Source organism: Streptomyces sp. NBC_00385, from assembly GCF_035917155.1.
Taxonomy (GTDB): domain Bacteria; phylum Actinomycetota; class Actinomycetes; order Streptomycetales; family Streptomycetaceae; genus Streptomyces; species Streptomyces poriferorum.
This window is the reverse complement of record NZ_CP107951.1, coordinates 2301451-2317269: the sequence shown is the minus strand read 5'-3', so window position 1 is coordinate 2317269 and position 15819 is coordinate 2301451. Positions and strand designations below refer to the sequence as shown.

Below are 15819 nucleotides of genomic sequence, written 5' to 3'. Positions count from 1 at the left end.
GTGACCGTGGCACCCAGTTCCAAGGGAACCCTGCCGTTCGGCGAGTACGAGACGTGGTACCGGGTGACGGGCGACCTTCGCTCCGACCGGCCCACGCTCGTCGTCGTGCACGGAGGACCGGGATCCACCCACGACTATCTGCAGAACCTCTCCGACCTGGCCGACGACGGCTGGTCCGTCGTGCACTACGACCAGATCGGCAACGGCGGTTCGACCCATCTGCCGGACCGGGGACCGGACTTCTGGACGGTGGACCTGTTCGCCGCCGAACTCGACAACCTCCTCACGGGTCTCGGCATCGCCGACAACTACGTACTGTTCGGCCAGTCCTGGGGCGGCATGCTCATCACGCACCATGCCGCGGCGCGTCCGGCCGGTCTGCGCGGTCTGGTCATCGCCAACTCGCCGGCCTCCTATCCGCTCTGGCTCCAGGAGGCCAAGGTCCTACGGGACCAGCTGCCGCCCGGTGTCAATGACACGTTGCTCAGGCACGAGGCCGCCGGAACCACCGAGTCGGACGAGTACCACGCGGCCATGCGCACGTTCTACGAGCGCCACGTGTGCCGCCTCAAGCCCTGGCCCCGCGACTACCTGGCCTCGTTCTACGAGGTGTACAACGACCCCACCGTCTACTACGCGATGAACGGCCCCAGCGAGTTCCATGTGAACGGCACGCTGCGCGACTGGTCGGTCATCGACATCTGTCCCGACGTCGACGTGCCCACCCTGCTGGTCTCCGGCCGTCACGACGAAGCCACCCCCGCGACGGTCCAGCCGTTCCAGGACCTCATTCCGGGAGCGCGCTGGGAGGTGTTCGAGGAGTCCAGCCACCTGCCGCACCTCGAGGAACCCGAGCACTTCCGCCAGGTCATGCGGACCTTCCTCGACGAGGTGGACCCGCCGACGGGACAGCCGGGGCCCTCCGCCCTGTCCGGCCGGCCATAGGCCGCATAGAGTACGGACCGCAGTGGTGCCGCTGTGGCGAACACCCCGGATGTCGCCTGGAGGGCAACAACATCTGGGACGCTGGTGGTCAGGTAGTCGCAAGGCGTGTCCGGAGTGGGTGTACGGGGTCCGGGCGGCCTGCCGCGACAGGGGTGTCCCGGACAGGGGTCCGGGACTCGTTGAGAGGGTGTTTCCCATGGTCATTGGTCGCGTGGTGCGTTTCGACAGCGCGAAGGGTTACGGGTTCATCGCCCCCGACCATGGGGGCGAGGATGTCTTCCTGCACGTGAACGACCTCCGCATGGCCGAGGAGGCTCTGCGGCCCGGCCTGATGGTCGAGTTCGAGATCGAGCAGGGCGACCGGGGCCTGAAGGCGTCCTCGGTGCGCCTGGCCGCGGGCAGCGGCATCGCGGCCGCGCCGGTTCCGGCGTCCGTCTTCACGCAGCGCTCCGAACCCCTGGGCAGGCAGGCCGCGGACGGCGACGACGTGCTGTGCGACGTGCTCAACGCGGAGGAGTACGTACGGGACGTCACCGAAGTGCTGCTGGAATCAGCCCCCGGGCTCACCGCCGCGCATATTCTCCAGGTACGCCAGGGGATGCTGCAGTTCGCCAAGAACCACGGCTGGATCGAGGGCTGAACGGGTAGGCGCACGCCGCGGCCCGGGACGACGGTCCCGGGCCCCTTCGCGCTGCTGTCCGGCTGTGACGAACCGCACCGGCCCCGGCCCGTCCGGGCCGGTGTTAGCGCCGGTTAACCTGCCTTCCATGACCGTAACCCTCGAAGTAAGCGGCGGCGTCGGCACGATCCGGCTGGACCGTCCTCCGATGAACGCCCTGGATGTCGCCACCCAGGACCGGCTGCGCGAGCTCGCCGAAGAGGCGTCCCGGCGCGACGACGTGCGTGCCGTGGTGCTCTACGGCGGTGAGAAGGTGTTCGCGGCCGGCGCGGACATCAAGGAGATGCAGGCGATGGACCACCCTGCGATGGTCGTACGGTCCAAGGCGCTGCAGGACTCCTTCACCGCGGTGGCCCGGATCCCCAAGCCCGTCGTCGCCGCCGTCACCGGCTACGCGCTGGGCGGTGGCTGCGAACTGGCCCTCTGCGCGGACTTCCGGATCGCCGGCGACAACGCCAAGCTGGGGCAGCCGGAGATCATGCTCGGGCTCATCCCGGGCGCGGGCGGTACCCAGCGCCTGGCCCGGCTGGTGGGTCCCGCCAAGGCCAAGGACCTGATCTTCACCGGCCGCCATGTGAAGGCGGAGGAGGCCCTGACCATGGGGCTGGTGGACCGGGTGGTCCCCGCAGCCGAGGTGTACGAGCAGGCGCACGCCTGGGCCGCCAGGCTGGCGAAGGGCCCGGCGCTCGCGCTGCGCGCCGCCAAGGAGGCTGTCGACGCGGGACTGGAGACGGACATCGATACCGGCCTCACGATCGAGCGGACCTGGTTCGCCGGCCTCTTCGCCACCGAGGACCGGGAGCGCGGAATGCGCAGCTTTGTGGACGAGGGTCCGGGCAAGGCCAAATTCCTCTGACCGAACGCCAGTTGGGAACGCCAGGGCATGCGTTCATCCGTGTGGGCGGATTAGCTGAGCCTTAAGGCAACCTTAAGGCTCAGCCTCCCTTCGGTCCTGGCAAACCCGTTCGGACGAGGTATCCGTGCAGGTCAACGTGGGTGTCCGGGAGTGCGTTCTGCCCGTGGCATATGCCTGGAGCCCTCTGCGGAATGTCTGATTCCGGGCCGGGGATTCCCAGGGAACGGCCACGGAGTGCCCGCTGTGCAGCCATGATGGTGTCCATGGCGGGCCTGGAGGGTGTGGAGCAGCCGCGACAGCGCAGCAGCGCGACAGCGGCACGGAGGATGCCGGCCGTCGAGGACGAACAGGCGTTCAAAGCGCTGGAGTTGTTCGGAAATCCGACGGAGGACGAAGTCCGGCTGCCCTCCCGCCCGGAGTCCGCGGCTACGGCCCGCAGGCTCACCTCCTGTGTGGTGCTGCGCCAGTGGGCGCTTTCCCCGCAGACCGCCGAGCATGCCGTTCTGCTGGTGTCCGAGCTCGTCGGGAACGCCGTGCGGCACACCGGCGCCAGGGTTTTCGGGTTACGGATGATGCGCCGGCGCGGCTGGATCAGGATCGAGGTGCGTGACCCCTCGCGCGGTCTGCCGTGTCTGATGCCCGTGCAGGAGATGGACATCAGCGGGCGCGGGCTCTTCCTGGTCGACAAGCTCTCCGACCGGTGGGGCGTCGACCTGCTGCCGCGGGGCAAGACCACCTGGTTCGAGATGCGCATCTCCGACCGCTGACGCACAGGAGCCCCCGGTCGGCCGGGGTGCGGCGCTGCGGGGGCTTCTGTGTGGGGACCGTGAAATGGGGGGTGTGTTCACGGCCGCTGATGACGACCTGGCCCGGGTCAATGGAGGGGTCGTGTCCCCGACTATGGCAGACGGGCGACATCATGGCCAAAGTCGCAATCGCTGACGCAATGGGTAAAAGTTGGGCATTTCATCGGTGAATCGTAGGTGTGCTGAGTCACTTGCCTGGTAATCAGTGCGCGCGTGGTGGATCTGGCGGGTGATTCATTGATCTTCCGAGTGTGGTCGTGGGCATCCGTGTGACCTTCGGCGGCCTGAGTGGGTCATTTGTTATTTTCCTGACACCGCAGACTTAATGTTCTGCGCATGAACGCCCCCGACCGGCCGGTGCACCGCCGCGGCGCCCTGCGCGCCGGAGCCGGCGCCGCCCTCGCGGCCGCCCTTGCCACCGGCTGTGCGGACCGGGACTCCGCCGGTCCACCGGCTCCGGCCTCCGCCCGCCCGGAACCGGAGCAGCGGGCCGCCACCACCGGCGCACACGCCCCCGCGCCCACCCCGCACCGCATCCCCGGGCAGCCCGTACAGATCGACCACGGCCCCCGCGACCGAGCCCGTGTCGCCCTCACCTTCCACGGCCAGGGTGATCCCGCCGTCGCCCGCACCGTGCTCGGCGCGGCCGAACGCGCCGGGGCGAGGGTCACCGTCCTCGCCGTGGGCAGCTGGCTGGACGAGCACCCCGAGATGGCCCGCCGGATCCTCGACGGCGGCCACGACCTCGGCAACCACACCCAGCGCCACATCGACATCTCCTCGATGGACGAGACGCGGGCGTACGCCGAGATCACCGACTGCGCCCAGCGGCTGCGCCGGCTCACCGGCTCCATCGGCACCTGGTTCCGTCCCTCGCGCACCCGCTACGCCACCCCGCTCGTCCAGCGGCTCGCCGTCCGGGCCGGATACCCGCACGTCCTCTCGTACGACGTGGACTCGCTCGACTTCACCTCGCCCGGCGCCGCGGCCGTCACCCGCAAGGTGGCCGGGGAGATCCGCAACGGATCGGTGGTGAGCATGCACTTCGGCTATGCGGACACGGTCGCCGCGCTGCCCCTCCTCCTCACCGAACTCGACCGCCGCCGACTGCGTGCGGTGACGACCACGGAGCTGCTGACCTGATGTCCCACTCCACCTCACGCACCGCGGCGCTGTGCGGCGGCCTCCTGCTCGCCGTCCTCACCGGCTGCGGCACCGCCCCCGCGGACAAGGGGGCGTCCGACGCCCCCACCGAGGCCGCCGCCCCGCCCGCCAGGGCGAAGCGCGTCACCCCGCCCGCCCCGCCGGGACTGCCCGGGATGCCGCCGGTGCTCGACGCCCGGAACGTGTACGCGGCCGACGCCCCGGGAAAGCTGTCGCCGGTCGTCAAGGACTTCCCGTCCCGCGTGTACGTGCCCAACACCAACTCCGACACCGTGTCGGTCATCGACCCCGCCACGTACAAGGTCATCGAGACGATCCCGGTCGGCCGCCAGCCGCAGCACGTCGTCCCGTCCTGGGACCTCAAGACGCTCTGGGTCAACAACGACGTCGGGGACAGCCTCACCGCGATCGACCCGGCGACCGGGAAGGCGGGGAAGACGGTCGGCGTCTCCGACCCGTACAACCTCTACTTCACGCCGAACGGCACGTACGCCGTCGTGATGGCCTCGATGGACCGCGAACTGGTCTTCCGCGACGCGCACACCATGAAGACGGCCAAGACCGTCCCGGTGAGCTGCGCGGGTGTCAACCACGCCGACTTCTCCGCCGACGGCCGGTACTTCATCGTCTCCTGCGAGTTCTCCGGCGAACTCCTCAAGGTCGACACGGCGAAGATGAAGGTCGTGGGACAGCAGAAGCTGCCGTTCAAGGGCGCGATGCCGCAGGACGTCAAACTCTCTCCCGACGGCAGCACCTTCTACATCGCGGACATGACGGCCAACGGCATGTGGGTGCTGGACGGGGAGAAGTTCACCACGCCCGAGCTGCTGCCCACCGGCAAGGGCTGCCACGGGCTCTACGTCAGCCGCGACGCGAAGGAGATGTACATCTCCAACCGCGGAGAGGGCTCGGTCTCCGTGTTCGACTTCGCACAGAAGAAGCTGGCCAAGAAGTGGCACCTGCCGAACGGCGGCAGCCCGGACATGGGCGGGGTCTCGGCGGACGGCAAGGTGCTGTGGCTGTCCGGGCGTTACGACGCCGAGGTGTACGCGATCGACACCGCCACCGGCAAGCAGCTGGCCCGCATCCCGGTGGGCAGCGGGCCGCACGGCCTCGCCGTCTACCCGCAGCCGGGCCGCTACTCGCTCGGCCACACCGGCGTCTTCCGCTGAGGCCCTCCGGCCCGTCTCTCCCGGCGGCCGGTGACTCAGCCCGCGACCAGCAGCGCCTCCGACCCCACCGGCCGGTAGCCCGCCGCCTGGAACGTCCGCACACTGCGGGCGTTCCCCGGCGACTGCTGCGCCCACACCACCGCGTCCGGCACCAGCTGCCGGGCCGCGCGTGCCAGCCGTTCGCCGAGCCGCCGCCCGCGCGCCTCCCCGGCCACCTCGACCGCCGTCTCCCAGCGCCCCGCGACCCCGCGGCCGAGGATCAGCACACCGCCCTCGGTCCCCCAGACCCGCACCTCGTCGCGGAACTTCATCGCCCGGGCGACCCGGGGGTGCTCCGGGTCGCGGATCTCCCGCAGCTCCAGGTCCGGGGCGCCCGGCAGCGCGGGTGCGACCGTGAGGAGATCGATCGTGTTCATGTGCCGGCCGGTCCGGGCCATCAGGGCTCCCAGGAACCACGGATTCATCGTCGCGGCGAGCGCGTCGCCCGGGGTGGCGGCGAGCGTCTCGCGCACCCACGCCGGGTCCTCGTCGGTGAAGACCACCGAGTGCGCGGTGCAGGCCAGCACCCCGGCATCCCGTGTGTTCGGCTGCCGCACCACGGTCGTGGACCCGTCCGGCGGCGGGAACCGTCCGTGCGCCGCGGCGTCCAGGATCCGTGCCAGTGCCTCGCTCATCGCGCCGTGTACTCCCCGCTCGGGCCACCGGCCACCGGAGGGTGGGCGGCCCACCCATGGTCGCCGACCGGCCGCCGCCCGGGCCGGCTGTCGCGCCCGTTAATCTGACCTCCGTCAGACAGTCATACGAAGGGGCGGAAAAGTGGCGGACATCGAGTCGGCGCGCAAGGCATTCGAGCGGTACGACCTGAACGGCGACGGGCTGATCTCGGCGGTCGAGTACAAGAGCGTCATGGCTCAGCTGGGTGACCCCTACGTCACCGAGACGGTCGCCCAGGCCGTGATCAACTCGCACGACGCGAACGGGGACGGGCTCCTCACGTTCGACGAGTTCTGGGCCGCGCAGAGCTGACGTCCGGAGGACCCCCGGCCGACAGGCCGGGGGCCGCGGAGCGGCACTCCGGGGCGCGCTCAGGGAACGGCCGGTGCCCCGGCCCCCGCCGTGCGGAAGACCTCGTCCGGGGTCGCCACCGGGCCGAACACATCGTGCAGTCGGCCGGCCCGCAGCAGGCGCAGGATCCGCGGACAGGCGCAGACGAGCCAGAACCGCCCCTCGCGGTCCAGCGCACGCCGGCGGGCGCGGCACAGCAGCGACAGCCCCGAGCAGTCGAGGAAGCTCACCTCCGACAGGTCGACCACCAGCCGGGGTGAGCCGTCCGCCGTCGCGTCGTCCAGGGCCGGTGCGATGAGCGCGGCGGTCGCGATGTCGATCTCGTCGCGCAGCGCCACCACCGTGCATCCGTCCCGGCGGTACACCCGGCCGCACGGCTCGGGCAGCAGGGCCGGCACGGGGGTTGCCGTGGGGGCCGGCGTCTCGGTCATCTGATGCCTCTCCTCGCAGCGCCGGGCCCCGAGGACGTACCCGGGGCCCGCGTGACAGTCGGTGGGGGACGGTCGGTGAGGTGACAGTCGGTGAACCTAACCCGAAGGTCCGCCAGGTGGCGACGCAGAAACGTTCGCGCATTCCCCAATGCCTCCTTCCGGGTGAACTTCTGCGCTTCCCATGCGTGGAGGCGGGTGAATTGTGTGGTTTTCAGTCAGGGGTAGAGGAGTGGGCGTGTTCGCGTCCTGCGCGCCTACGCCTGCCCGGCGCACAGGAACCGCCTCCGCGCCGCGCACGACCCTCCGCCACGCCGTCGTCGGTGCCGAGGGTTCCGCCGGTGCGCGGTGGCCGGTTCCGGCGGCGCGGCTTTCCGGCCGCCGCGCGGCAGCCGGAAAGCCGCGTACGGCATCGACGGCAATTGGCCAGAACTCGCCGTCGTGAACGCGTACGTACGGGGCCCGCGTCCCGTCAGGCGGCGAAGTTCCGGGACAGGGAGGCCTGTTCGTCGATCTCCATGAGATCGGGGCGGGTGTAGCGCTCCGCCCGTGCGTGGTAGTCGAAGTCGCCCCGGACGAGACCCCGGTAGTCCCGGACACAGCGCTCCAGGGCGACGCGGGCCAGCCCCTCGATTCCCGCCGCCTCCATCTCCTCGACCAGTTCCTTCTCCGCCCGCTGGACCCGGTCGGCAATGCGGGACAGCAGAATCCCGGCCTCGTCGACGGCCTCCTGGAGCGTGCCGCCGCGATCCCGCTGGATCAGGCGGACCGTGTTGTGCTCGTATCCGAGCAGGTCCTCCTTCTCGAAGGAGCAGATGTCGTTGCAGAGCCCCGAATGGTCGGCCACCGCATTGCGCAGTGCGATATAGGCGGGAAGGCTCCGGGCGGATTCCGGCAGGTCGATTCCCGCCGTTATCTCGTGCAGATCGAGAAAGGGCTGCATGGCCACCGAATCCCGACGGTGTCTGACGAAGTCGGCCGTGCTCGGGACGTGCCCGGCGGCCCGGTCGACCGCCTCCGCGTAGTACGTCCACAGCCAGGCGGCCGTGTCGCGGCGGAACTGCCGGACCCAGTGCACCGGCCTGTCCGTACAGGTGCGGACCAGCAGTTCGTCCAGGGCGTGTTCCATGGGGCCGACCGGTGCCCGTGCGCCGTCGAGCACGTCCACGAGGCGGGCGATCGCGCGGGCGCAGACCTGCGGGTCGCGGCCGGCCGGGCCGTCGTCGAACTCGTCGTCGACGAGGAAGGCCCAGAACAGCCACTGGCAGAAGAGGTCGAGGTGTTTCTGCGACGCCTCGGGAAATATCAGGGATATCCAGAGTTCGGGGCGGGTCCGGATCATCTTCTTGCGGGCCACCGGTGACAGGACGAGATCACTGGCCTCCGCCCATTCCCAGGCGGCTTGTCTGGTCTGCTCGACTCCCGGATGGCATCCCGCGCTCTCGAACGGCATGTGGAATTCTGGAAGCGCCAACTTGCTCATGGTGCACCTCGTCTGAACGGTACGAACAGGGAAGGGGGATGCGCGAAAAGGCCGCGCACGCACGGGCCGGAGCGGCAGACGTTGACCGCGAGGTTGTCGATCGGCGCTTCGACAAACCGTGTCATCGGGGGGTACCTGTCCGCACCGGCGTCGGAATCGGGCGGTACGGCCGTGAGCCGGCTGCGACGGCGATCACCGCAGGAGCTGATCAGGGCCGGCGGGGCGGACGGTCACGACGGGTCACCCATGGCGCTCTTCGTGCGCCATGGCCGGGCCGGACGGCCGGATCCCGCCGAGGAGGCGTCACGGGAGGGGCGGCTGTCATCGCTGTCCTCTTTCCTCCGCAGGGCCGGGCCGTCGAAGCGGGCTCCACGGGGCCCGGGGCAGCGCGCACCGCCTGACGTGCACGGCGATCGCGTCACCACTCGTCACGACCAGTGAACTCCCAGTCCGCGGAGGAGGGAAGTCGCACGTGACTGAAAATGTGTGCTCACCATGAACGCCTGCTCAGTTATGGGCAGTTGGTGCACTCCTGGGTTGGTGGGTGGCAGGGGGGTGAGGTGAGGGGTGTGGCCGATTCGCCTCCGGGTTGGGGCGGTTCGGCCCGCAGCACGGCCCGGTACCCGGTGACGGCATCGGCCAGCGAGGGGCCGGTGCCGAGGGGAGCGCCCCCGGGACCCGCGCTCCGGCCACCGCGGCAGGATGCCGACAGTGGCCCCGTCCCGCCACCTTGATGTATTGGGAAGCGACTTCCGCTCCCCTAGGGTCTCCTCCCACCTGGTTCCCTTCCGGAAGGTGGGTTTCGCATGTCTCGTCGCTCGATAGTCATCGCGTCCGCGTTACTGGCAGTGTCCGGCCTGGCGATAGCGCCACCTCCGACCTGGGCGTCAGGGAGCCCGCCTTCCCCGGCGCCGAAGACGGTGGGACAGGCGACGACGGAGTCGGTCACCCTGATCACCGGCGACCAGGTGACGCTGAGCGGAGTGGGCGGCCAGAAGGTCGTCCAGGTGACCGACCCCCAGGGCGGGGCGCCGGGTTTCCGTACCCATCAGCTCGGCGACGATCTCTACGTCGTGCCCGACACCGCAGCTCCGCTGATCGCCGAGGACAGAGTCGACGAACAGCTCTTCAACGTGACCAAGCTGATCGCCGATCGCTACGACGACGCCCACAGCTCGTCGATCCCCCTGATCGTGAGCTACCCCGACAGCGCCGCGGCCGCCTCGGCGCCCGCCCCCCTCGGTGCCCGTGTGAGCGACCGGCTGCCCCGCCTCCGCATGACGGCGATGCGGGCCACGAAGTCGGCGGCGCCGGCCTTCTGGGAAGACGTACAGCGCCGACAGCGGAGCCGCTCCGCCGCCCCTGCCAAGATCTGGCTCGATGCGAAGGTCTCCTCCACCGACACCGCCGCCCTCCAGCAGGTCCGCGCAGCCGAGGCGTGGGCGGCCGGCTACACCGGCAAGGGGGTGAAGGTCGCGGTCCTGGACACCGGCATCGACGCCGGGCACCCCGATGTGGCCGCGTCGATCGTGGCGAGCAAGGACTTCACCGGCAACGGCAGCACCGCCGATGGTCACGGACACGGCACCCATGCCGCGTCCTCCGTCATCGGCAACGGCTCCGCTTCCCAGGGCAAGTACCGGGAAGGAGTGGCGCCGGACGCTTCCTTGTACGTCGGCAAGGTCCTGACCGACAGCGGCTCCGGCCCGACCTCCGTGGTTCTGGCGGGGATGCAGTGGGCGGTGGAGAACGGCGTCGAGGTGGTCAGCATGAGCCTGGGCGCGCCGGTGAAACTCTGCAACGACCCGATGGCGGCCGCCGTCGATCAGCTGTCCGCCTCGTCCGACACCCTCTTCGTGATCGCCGCCGGAAACACCGGCCCCGGCCCCGGGACCGTGTCCTCGCCCGGCTGCGCTGTCTCCGCCCTCACCGTCGCGGCCGACGACAGCAATCTGAAGACAGCCTCGTTCTCCGCGCGAGGCCCCGTGGACGACGGCGCCGGACATCACTACCTGAAGCCCGACATGGCCGCACCCGGCGTCGGCGTCATCGGCGCCCGCGCGGCCGGAACTTCGCTGGGCGCTCCCGTCGACGAGAACTACACCACGCTGTCGGGCACCTCGATGGCCACACCCCACGTGGCCGGAGCCGCCGCCGTCCTCGCGCAGCGCCACCCTGACTGGACCAGCACGCAGCTGAAGCAGGGGCTGATGTCGAGCGTGCGCCCGGACGCCCTGAACCCACCGCTTGCGGAGGGCACGGGGTTCCTGGATGTAGCGCGCGCGGTGTCCGCCACCGTCACCGGACCGGGCTACGTCGACGGGGACAACCTGCCCTGGCCGCACGGCCCCGACCAGATCAGCGAGCGCGAGGTCACTTGGAAGAACACCGGTGACTCCGCCATCACCCTGAACCTGGAGACGACCGCCTTCGACGGGAACGGCCGGCCTGCACCGGAGGGGGTGGCGTCCTTGAGTACCGGGAGCGTGACCGTCCCGGCAGGCGGGAGCGCCTCTGCCACCTTGCGCATGTCCGTCCCAGGTGCCCTTCCGGACGGCGGATACGGCCAGTTCACCGGCCGGATCACCGCCTCGGCCACCGACGGCGGGCAGTACGCGGTGACCAGCTTCGGCTTCTATGCCGAGCCCAACACGGTCACGGTCACGTTCGAGGGCATCACCCGGGGCGATGGAAAGGCCGGGACCCTCAGCTACGCCAACCTGATCTCGCGCGACACCAGGACGGCGACCCGGGTGTACTTCCGCAACGGTGCGGCCACCGCCACGATCCCCGCCGGAACCTACGATCTCGACGCCGGGATCTACGGTTATGACCCGGGCATCGATGAACAGGACCTCTACCACACGGTGAAGTCGATCGGCTTCCTCTTCCGTCCCGGGCTGCAGTTCACCGAGGACACGACCGAGATCCTCGACGCACGGACGGCGCACCGGGTGAAGCTCTCCGCTTCCCGGCCGCTGGAGAGCCACACCACGAGCGTGCGTTACCAGCGGAACGTCGGTGGCGTCGTCTTCGCCGCCAGTGTGATCTACGGAGCCAACGTGACGGACGTCGCCGTCACGGACGTACCGGCCGGCCAATGGCCCGATGCCCGCGTCGACTTCGTCACCCGCGCCTACGCCCCGCTGCTGAAGATCGCCACCACCCGGGGTCACACGCTGGAGGCGATGTACGCCAAGTACAGCCCCGTCACGACCGACGGCATCGCCTACCTTCCCCAGGGCGGGTCGGCCCGCGTGGTTGACGTCGGCGCCGGCACCGCCGCGGAACTCGCCGCGGCCGACGTGGCCGACCGGTTCGTCCTGGTCGATCTCGGAAGCAAGGACTCCGAGTCGACGATCCGCCTCGAGCAGGTGACGAAGGACGCGGTCGAGCGAGGCGCCCGGGGCGTCGTCGTCGCCCACGGCTTCGCCGGGCGATGGTCTCCCTTCGCGAAGGACGACATCCCGGTCATCGCTGTCACCACCGATGACTACGCGGCCCTCAAGCAGGAACTGGCGGACGGGACCACCAGGCTGAAGTGGAGCGGAACGCCGAACAGCCCGTACGTCTACAACGTCCACATACCCTGGACCGACGGGATTCCGGCGGACCAGACCCACGCTCTCGACGAGGCCGGCCTCGCCCAGGTCGAGGAGACCTGGTCCAGCCAGGCCCGTCGGCAGCAGTACGGTGACGGCCTCGCCGTGGCGTACACCCCTGGCGCCCAGCCCGTCACCGTCAGCATCGTCCAGCCGGTCCTCGCGCCGACGAAGCGCACCGCGTACTACACCACCGGCGAGGACAGCTGGGTGCACTGGGGCACGAGCAACACGGCGGCCGGTGCCGATCAGATGGCCGGCCGCCCCACACGCTACGAGAAGCCGGTCCGTCACACGGAACACTGGTACGGCGGCCCTCTCCACCCCCAGCCGGTGACGAACATCGTGAACGGCGAGACCACACCGCTTGCCTCGCGAAACGGTGACGCCATCTCCACCGTGGTCCCCTCGACGGGGGACAGCGACGGCCATGTCTCCTTCCAGGCCATGACCGACCAGTTCGCCCTGAAGCTGACCCGCGACGGCGAAGCGGTCGGACCGACGGCCAGCGGCGGGATCGCCTCCTGGCCGGTGCCGTCCGGGTCCGGCCGCTACGAGCTTTCCTTGGACCAGAAGCGCCGTACCGACCTGCCCATCTTCCGCACCTGGGCCCTCTCGACGTCGATCAGCACACGCTGGTCGTTCGACTCCGGTTCCGTCGACAAGGAGACGTCCCTGCCCCTGCTCGTACCGGCGTACGGCATGGCCCTGAACCCGTACAACCAAGCCCCGGCGTCCAGGAGCTACCGCGTGGAGCTGGACGCCCCGGGCCAGCCCGGCTACGAAGGCCGCGCGGATACGCTGACCGCCCAGGTGTCCTACGACGGAGGTGCTTCGTGGCGAGATGTCCGAACGGTCCGCCGCGGTGGCTCCTGGGTGGCGTTGGTGGACAACCGCCCTGCGAGCGGCGGCTTCGTCTCCCTGCGTGTCAAGGCGGCCAACTCGGACGGGGCGGACGTCGAACAGACGCTCATCTCCGCCTACGCGGTGCGGTGAGGCCTCAGATTCGTCGCGTGTAGACGAGTTGGGCTCCGAGCTGGAACCGGTTCGCGACGCTGTTGCGCGTCATCAGCTGCGTGATCCGCCGCTGTACGGTCCGCTCGGAGCAGCCCAGCGCCCGGCCGATCGCGGGATCGGTCAGGCCGCTGGCGAGGAGGCGTACGAGATCCTCCTCCCAGTCCGGCACGCCGTGCGTGACGTGCTTTTCCTCGAAGGTCAGGGGCAGCGCCCGGTCCCAGGTCATCTCGAAGAGCTCCAGAAGCCCGTCGAGCAGGGCGGAGGGGGCGATCAGGACGGCCGAGTCAAGAGTTCCGGCGCTGCCCTGCAGGGGCACCATCGCGAGTCGTCGGTCGACGACCACCAGCTTCATCGGGAGGCGGTCGCTGATCCGGGCCCTCTCACCGCCGGCTATGGCCGCACGAGCCAGGTTCTGGCGCACTTCGTCGCTCAGGGCCTCCTGCGTGTAGACCGTCCGGTAGACGACTCCGCGGCCCATCGCGTCCAGTTGGGCGGGGTTGCCCGAGGGAGGCGCCACGTAGGGGGGCCGGTCGAAGATCAGGACTTCCTCTGTGGCGTTGACCTGCAGTTGCTCGAAGGCGGCCCAGCCGGCGTCGGACTCGCCCACGGTCTGGATGAGGTCCTCATGCCGGCGATTGCGCCTGCGCCACCGGTGTATCAGACCGTCGGAGGCATGCCGGGTGCGGTCGAGTTGCGACTCCCAGCGTCGCAGGGCGGGCAGGAGGGCGGAGTCGGGGGGAACGGGAAGGATCTCGTCCGAGGAGCCGGGACCGGTTTCGACGAGCCCCAGTTCCCGCAGCCGGTCGACCGCCGCTCGGACCTCGGCCAGGGACTGGCCGGTGGTCCGTGACACCTGTTCCGTGGTCGGGGGGTGGGTGAACAGCAGGCACTCGTACACCGACCAGTCGGCGGCATCGATGAACACGCGACTCCCTTGTTCGGTACGGCTCGCCGGGGCAAGGGGTCAGGTTAGCCAAGGTGGTCTCCGGCCTGAACATACCGCGACGACAGTTCACCGTCAGTGGTCTTGTGGGGATTGGTCAGTGCCGAGCACCTGGTCCGGCCAGGGCACGGCTCAGGACGGCCCGCGCACCCCTCACGGGTGCGCGGGCCGCCTTTGCGCGCCGGTCAGTTGTAGCCGAAGCCCGCCGGGAGCGGAGACGGCCGGAACAGGCGGGCGGGGACGGCGTCCGCCAGTGCCCGGTAGCCCGCGGGGTTCAGGTGGAGATGGTCGCCGACGTCCAGCGAGGGGCGCAGCGCACGGGGGTTGTGGGGATCGCGAGCGGCCCGGTCGAAGTCGATGACCGCGTCGAAGCGGCCGCCGGTACGGATCCAGGTGTTGACCGCCTGCCGGGCTCCCTCGCGGTATCCGTCCGCGTCGTCGTAGCCGGTGTTGCCGCCGAAGGGCGTCAGCGTCGCCCCGTATACCCGGATCCCCAGGGCGTGGGCCCGGGTGATGATCTGGTCGTACGCCGCGATGACGTCGTCCGCCGCCTGCTTCTGGGCGGCGGGGGTGGCGGGCGCCGTCCCGAGGTCGTTGACGCCCTCGAAGACGATCAGCCGGTCGACGCCGCTCTGGGACAGTACGTCGCGGTCCAGCCGGGCCAGTCCGTTCGGGCCCAGGCCGTCGTTGAGCAGGCGGTTCCCGCCGGCTGCCTGATTGACGACCGAGGTCCGCACCGGGCCCGCGCCGGCCGCCAGCCGCTGCTGGAGCACGTCCGGCCAGCGGTCGTTCCCGTTGGTGGTGGAACCCCGGCCGTCGGTCAGCGAGTCGCCGAGCACGGCCGTCGCGGAGGTGTCGCTCCTGGACCAGACCTCGACGCCGCTGAGGAGGTACCAGTGGTCGGTGGTGGTGGCCCCGGGCAGATCCGGATCCTGGACGTGGTCCCCGGACCGGAGGTAGGAGGTCGTACGGGAACCGGGGTGCGAGGTGAGGGCGGTGGACGCCTGACCGGTGGCCAGATAGACCGTGGCCGTCAGATTGGAGCCGGGCTCCAGCCGGAAGTCCAGCGGATCGGAGACGGCCTGCGCTCCGGCCGGGACGGCCACCGAGGAGGAGCCCCCGAAGGTCACCCTGCGCGTGGTTCCCTCCCGGACGGCGCCGGTGCCCGCCCGGCCGTCCAGCGGCAGTGCCACGGACACCTTGGTGAGGGGCAGCACGGCGCCGCCGAACGCGTTGGAGAACCGCAGCCGGATGTGGTCACCGCCCGCCGAGACGTGGACGGTCTGCCGCAGCGTCGTGTCCGTCAGGACGGCGTCGTCCTGGGTGAACGGCGCCGGCGGCATGTTGGACGGCTCCGTCAGCTGCGGCATCGACGTCCACGCGGCCACCCAGTGCGCGTTCCGCTCCCGGGGCCCGGGCGCGCGGTCCGCGCCCGCGCGCTCGCCGGCCCCGAGCGCCGGCGAGATGGCGGTCAGGGAGGCGAAGAGCGCTCCCGCGGTGATCAGGCTGATCAGTGACGATCTTCGGTTCATGGATGTGTTCCCTCTGTGCGGTGGGGAAACGGGAGTGCGGCGGGGAAGCGGGATGAAGCGCAAAGCGTCCACGTACGCGGACGGCATCCCCATCCATGCGCCCGCCGGATCACGCGGCAGGCTAGTC

13 protein-coding genes are annotated in these 15819 nt (G+C 70.3%); 8 read left to right on the top strand and 5 right to left on the bottom strand.

The features are described from left to right. From OG959_RS10170 to OG959_RS10145, 6 genes are all read left to right on the top strand, one after another. A complete protein-coding gene (locus OG959_RS10170; RefSeq protein WP_326657837.1) occupies positions 1-945 on the top strand; it encodes a proline iminopeptidase-family hydrolase in 945 nt (314 codons plus the stop codon). Between the two features lie 196 nt (positions 946-1141). Next, entirely contained in the window at positions 1142-1585 is a 444-nt protein-coding gene (locus OG959_RS10165; RefSeq protein ID WP_326657836.1) for a cold-shock protein, read from the top strand. Positions 1586-1712: 127 nt separating this feature from the next. Continuing rightward, a complete protein-coding gene (locus OG959_RS10160) occupies positions 1713-2480 on the top strand; it encodes an enoyl-CoA hydratase/isomerase family protein (RefSeq protein WP_326657835.1) in 768 nt (255 codons plus the stop codon). 251 nt (positions 2481-2731) lie between these two features. Then, positions 2732-3247 (top strand): ATP-binding protein, encoded by a 516-nt coding sequence (locus OG959_RS10155; RefSeq protein WP_326657834.1) that lies wholly within the window; start codon positions 2732-2734, stop codon positions 3245-3247. A 375-nt stretch (positions 3248-3622) separates the two neighbouring features. Further along, positions 3623-4429, top strand: coding sequence for a polysaccharide deacetylase family protein (locus OG959_RS10150; RefSeq protein ID WP_326657833.1), 807 nt, complete (start codon positions 3623-3625; stop codon positions 4427-4429). Next, positions 4429-5622, top strand: a complete 1194-nt coding sequence (locus OG959_RS10145; protein ID WP_326657832.1) for a YVTN family beta-propeller repeat protein — start codon at positions 4429-4431, stop codon at positions 5620-5622. Before OG959_RS10150 ends, OG959_RS10145 begins: the two co-directional genes overlap by 1 nt. Positions 5623-5657: 35 nt before the next feature. Here OG959_RS10145 and OG959_RS10140 read toward each other — a convergent pair whose 3' ends face one another. Continuing rightward, positions 5658-6296: a GNAT family N-acetyltransferase gene (locus OG959_RS10140; protein WP_326657831.1), complete on the bottom strand. Its 639-nt coding sequence runs from the start codon at positions 6294-6296 to the stop codon at positions 5658-5660. A gap of 142 nt (positions 6297-6438) precedes the next feature. Here OG959_RS10140 and OG959_RS10135 point away from each other — a divergent pair, with 142 nt between their 5' ends. Next, positions 6439-6648, top strand: a complete 210-nt coding sequence (locus OG959_RS10135; protein WP_326657830.1) for an EF-hand domain-containing protein — start codon at positions 6439-6441, stop codon at positions 6646-6648. A gap of 59 nt (positions 6649-6707) precedes the next feature. Here OG959_RS10135 and OG959_RS10130 read toward each other — a convergent pair whose 3' ends face one another. Both OG959_RS10130 and OG959_RS10125 read right to left on the bottom strand, forming a co-directional pair. After that, complete coding sequence (locus tag OG959_RS10130; protein WP_326657829.1) at positions 6708-7118, bottom strand: STAS domain-containing protein; 411 nt, start codon at positions 7116-7118, stop codon at positions 6708-6710. Positions 7119-7587: 469 nt separating this feature from the next. Further along, positions 7588-8598 carry a terpene synthase family protein gene (locus OG959_RS10125; RefSeq protein ID WP_442805557.1) on the bottom strand — a complete coding sequence of 337 codons (1011 nt, stop codon included), beginning with the start codon at positions 8596-8598 and terminating at the stop codon, positions 7588-7590. A gap of 806 nt (positions 8599-9404) precedes the next feature. On the opposite strand from OG959_RS10125, the gene OG959_RS10120 reads away from it, so the two are divergent. After that, the gene (locus OG959_RS10120; protein WP_326657828.1) at positions 9405-13196 is read left to right on the top strand and encodes a S8 family serine peptidase; all 3792 of its coding nucleotides are present in this window, start codon (positions 9405-9407) and stop codon (positions 13194-13196) included. Positions 13197-13200: 4 nt separating this feature from the next. Here OG959_RS10120 and OG959_RS10115 read toward each other — a convergent pair whose 3' ends face one another. Then, positions 13201-14142: a helix-turn-helix transcriptional regulator gene (locus OG959_RS10115; RefSeq protein ID WP_326657827.1), complete on the bottom strand. Its 942-nt coding sequence runs from the start codon at positions 14140-14142 to the stop codon at positions 13201-13203. A 203-nt stretch (positions 14143-14345) separates the two neighbouring features. After that, positions 14346-15692: an SGNH/GDSL hydrolase family protein gene (locus OG959_RS10110; protein ID WP_326657826.1), complete on the bottom strand. Its 1347-nt coding sequence runs from the start codon at positions 15690-15692 to the stop codon at positions 14346-14348. Positions 15693-15819 lie beyond the last annotated feature (127 nt).

Excerpts from the sequence above, each read along its gene's own strand:
- OG959_RS10165 (WP_326657836.1), top strand. The coding sequence starts at position 1,142 with ATGGTCATTGGTCGCGTGGTGCGTTTCGACAGCGCGAAGGGTTACGGG.
- OG959_RS10160 (WP_326657835.1), top strand. The coding sequence starts at position 1,713 with ATGACCGTAACCCTCGAAGTAAGCGGCGGCGTCGGCACGATCCGGCTG.
- OG959_RS10155 (WP_326657834.1), top strand. The coding sequence starts at position 2,732 with ATGATGGTGTCCATGGCGGGCCTGGAGGGTGTGGAGCAGCCGCGACAG.
- OG959_RS10150 (WP_326657833.1), top strand. The coding sequence starts at position 3,623 with ATGAACGCCCCCGACCGGCCGGTGCACCGCCGCGGCGCCCTGCGCGCC.
- OG959_RS10145 (WP_326657832.1), top strand. The coding sequence starts at position 4,429 with ATGTCCCACTCCACCTCACGCACCGCGGCGCTGTGCGGCGGCCTCCTG.
- OG959_RS10140 (WP_326657831.1), bottom strand. The coding sequence starts at position 6,296 with ATGAGCGAGGCACTGGCACGGATCCTGGACGCCGCGGCGCACGGACGG.
- OG959_RS10130 (WP_326657829.1), bottom strand. The coding sequence starts at position 7,118 with ATGACCGAGACGCCGGCCCCCACGGCAACCCCCGTGCCGGCCCTGCTG.
- OG959_RS10125 (WP_442805557.1), bottom strand. The coding sequence starts at position 8,598 with ATGAGCAAGTTGGCGCTTCCAGAATTCCACATGCCGTTCGAGAGCGCG.
- OG959_RS10120 (WP_326657828.1), top strand. The coding sequence starts at position 9,405 with ATGTCTCGTCGCTCGATAGTCATCGCGTCCGCGTTACTGGCAGTGTCC.
- OG959_RS10110 (WP_326657826.1), bottom strand. The coding sequence starts at position 15,692 with ATGAACCGAAGATCGTCACTGATCAGCCTGATCACCGCGGGAGCGCTC.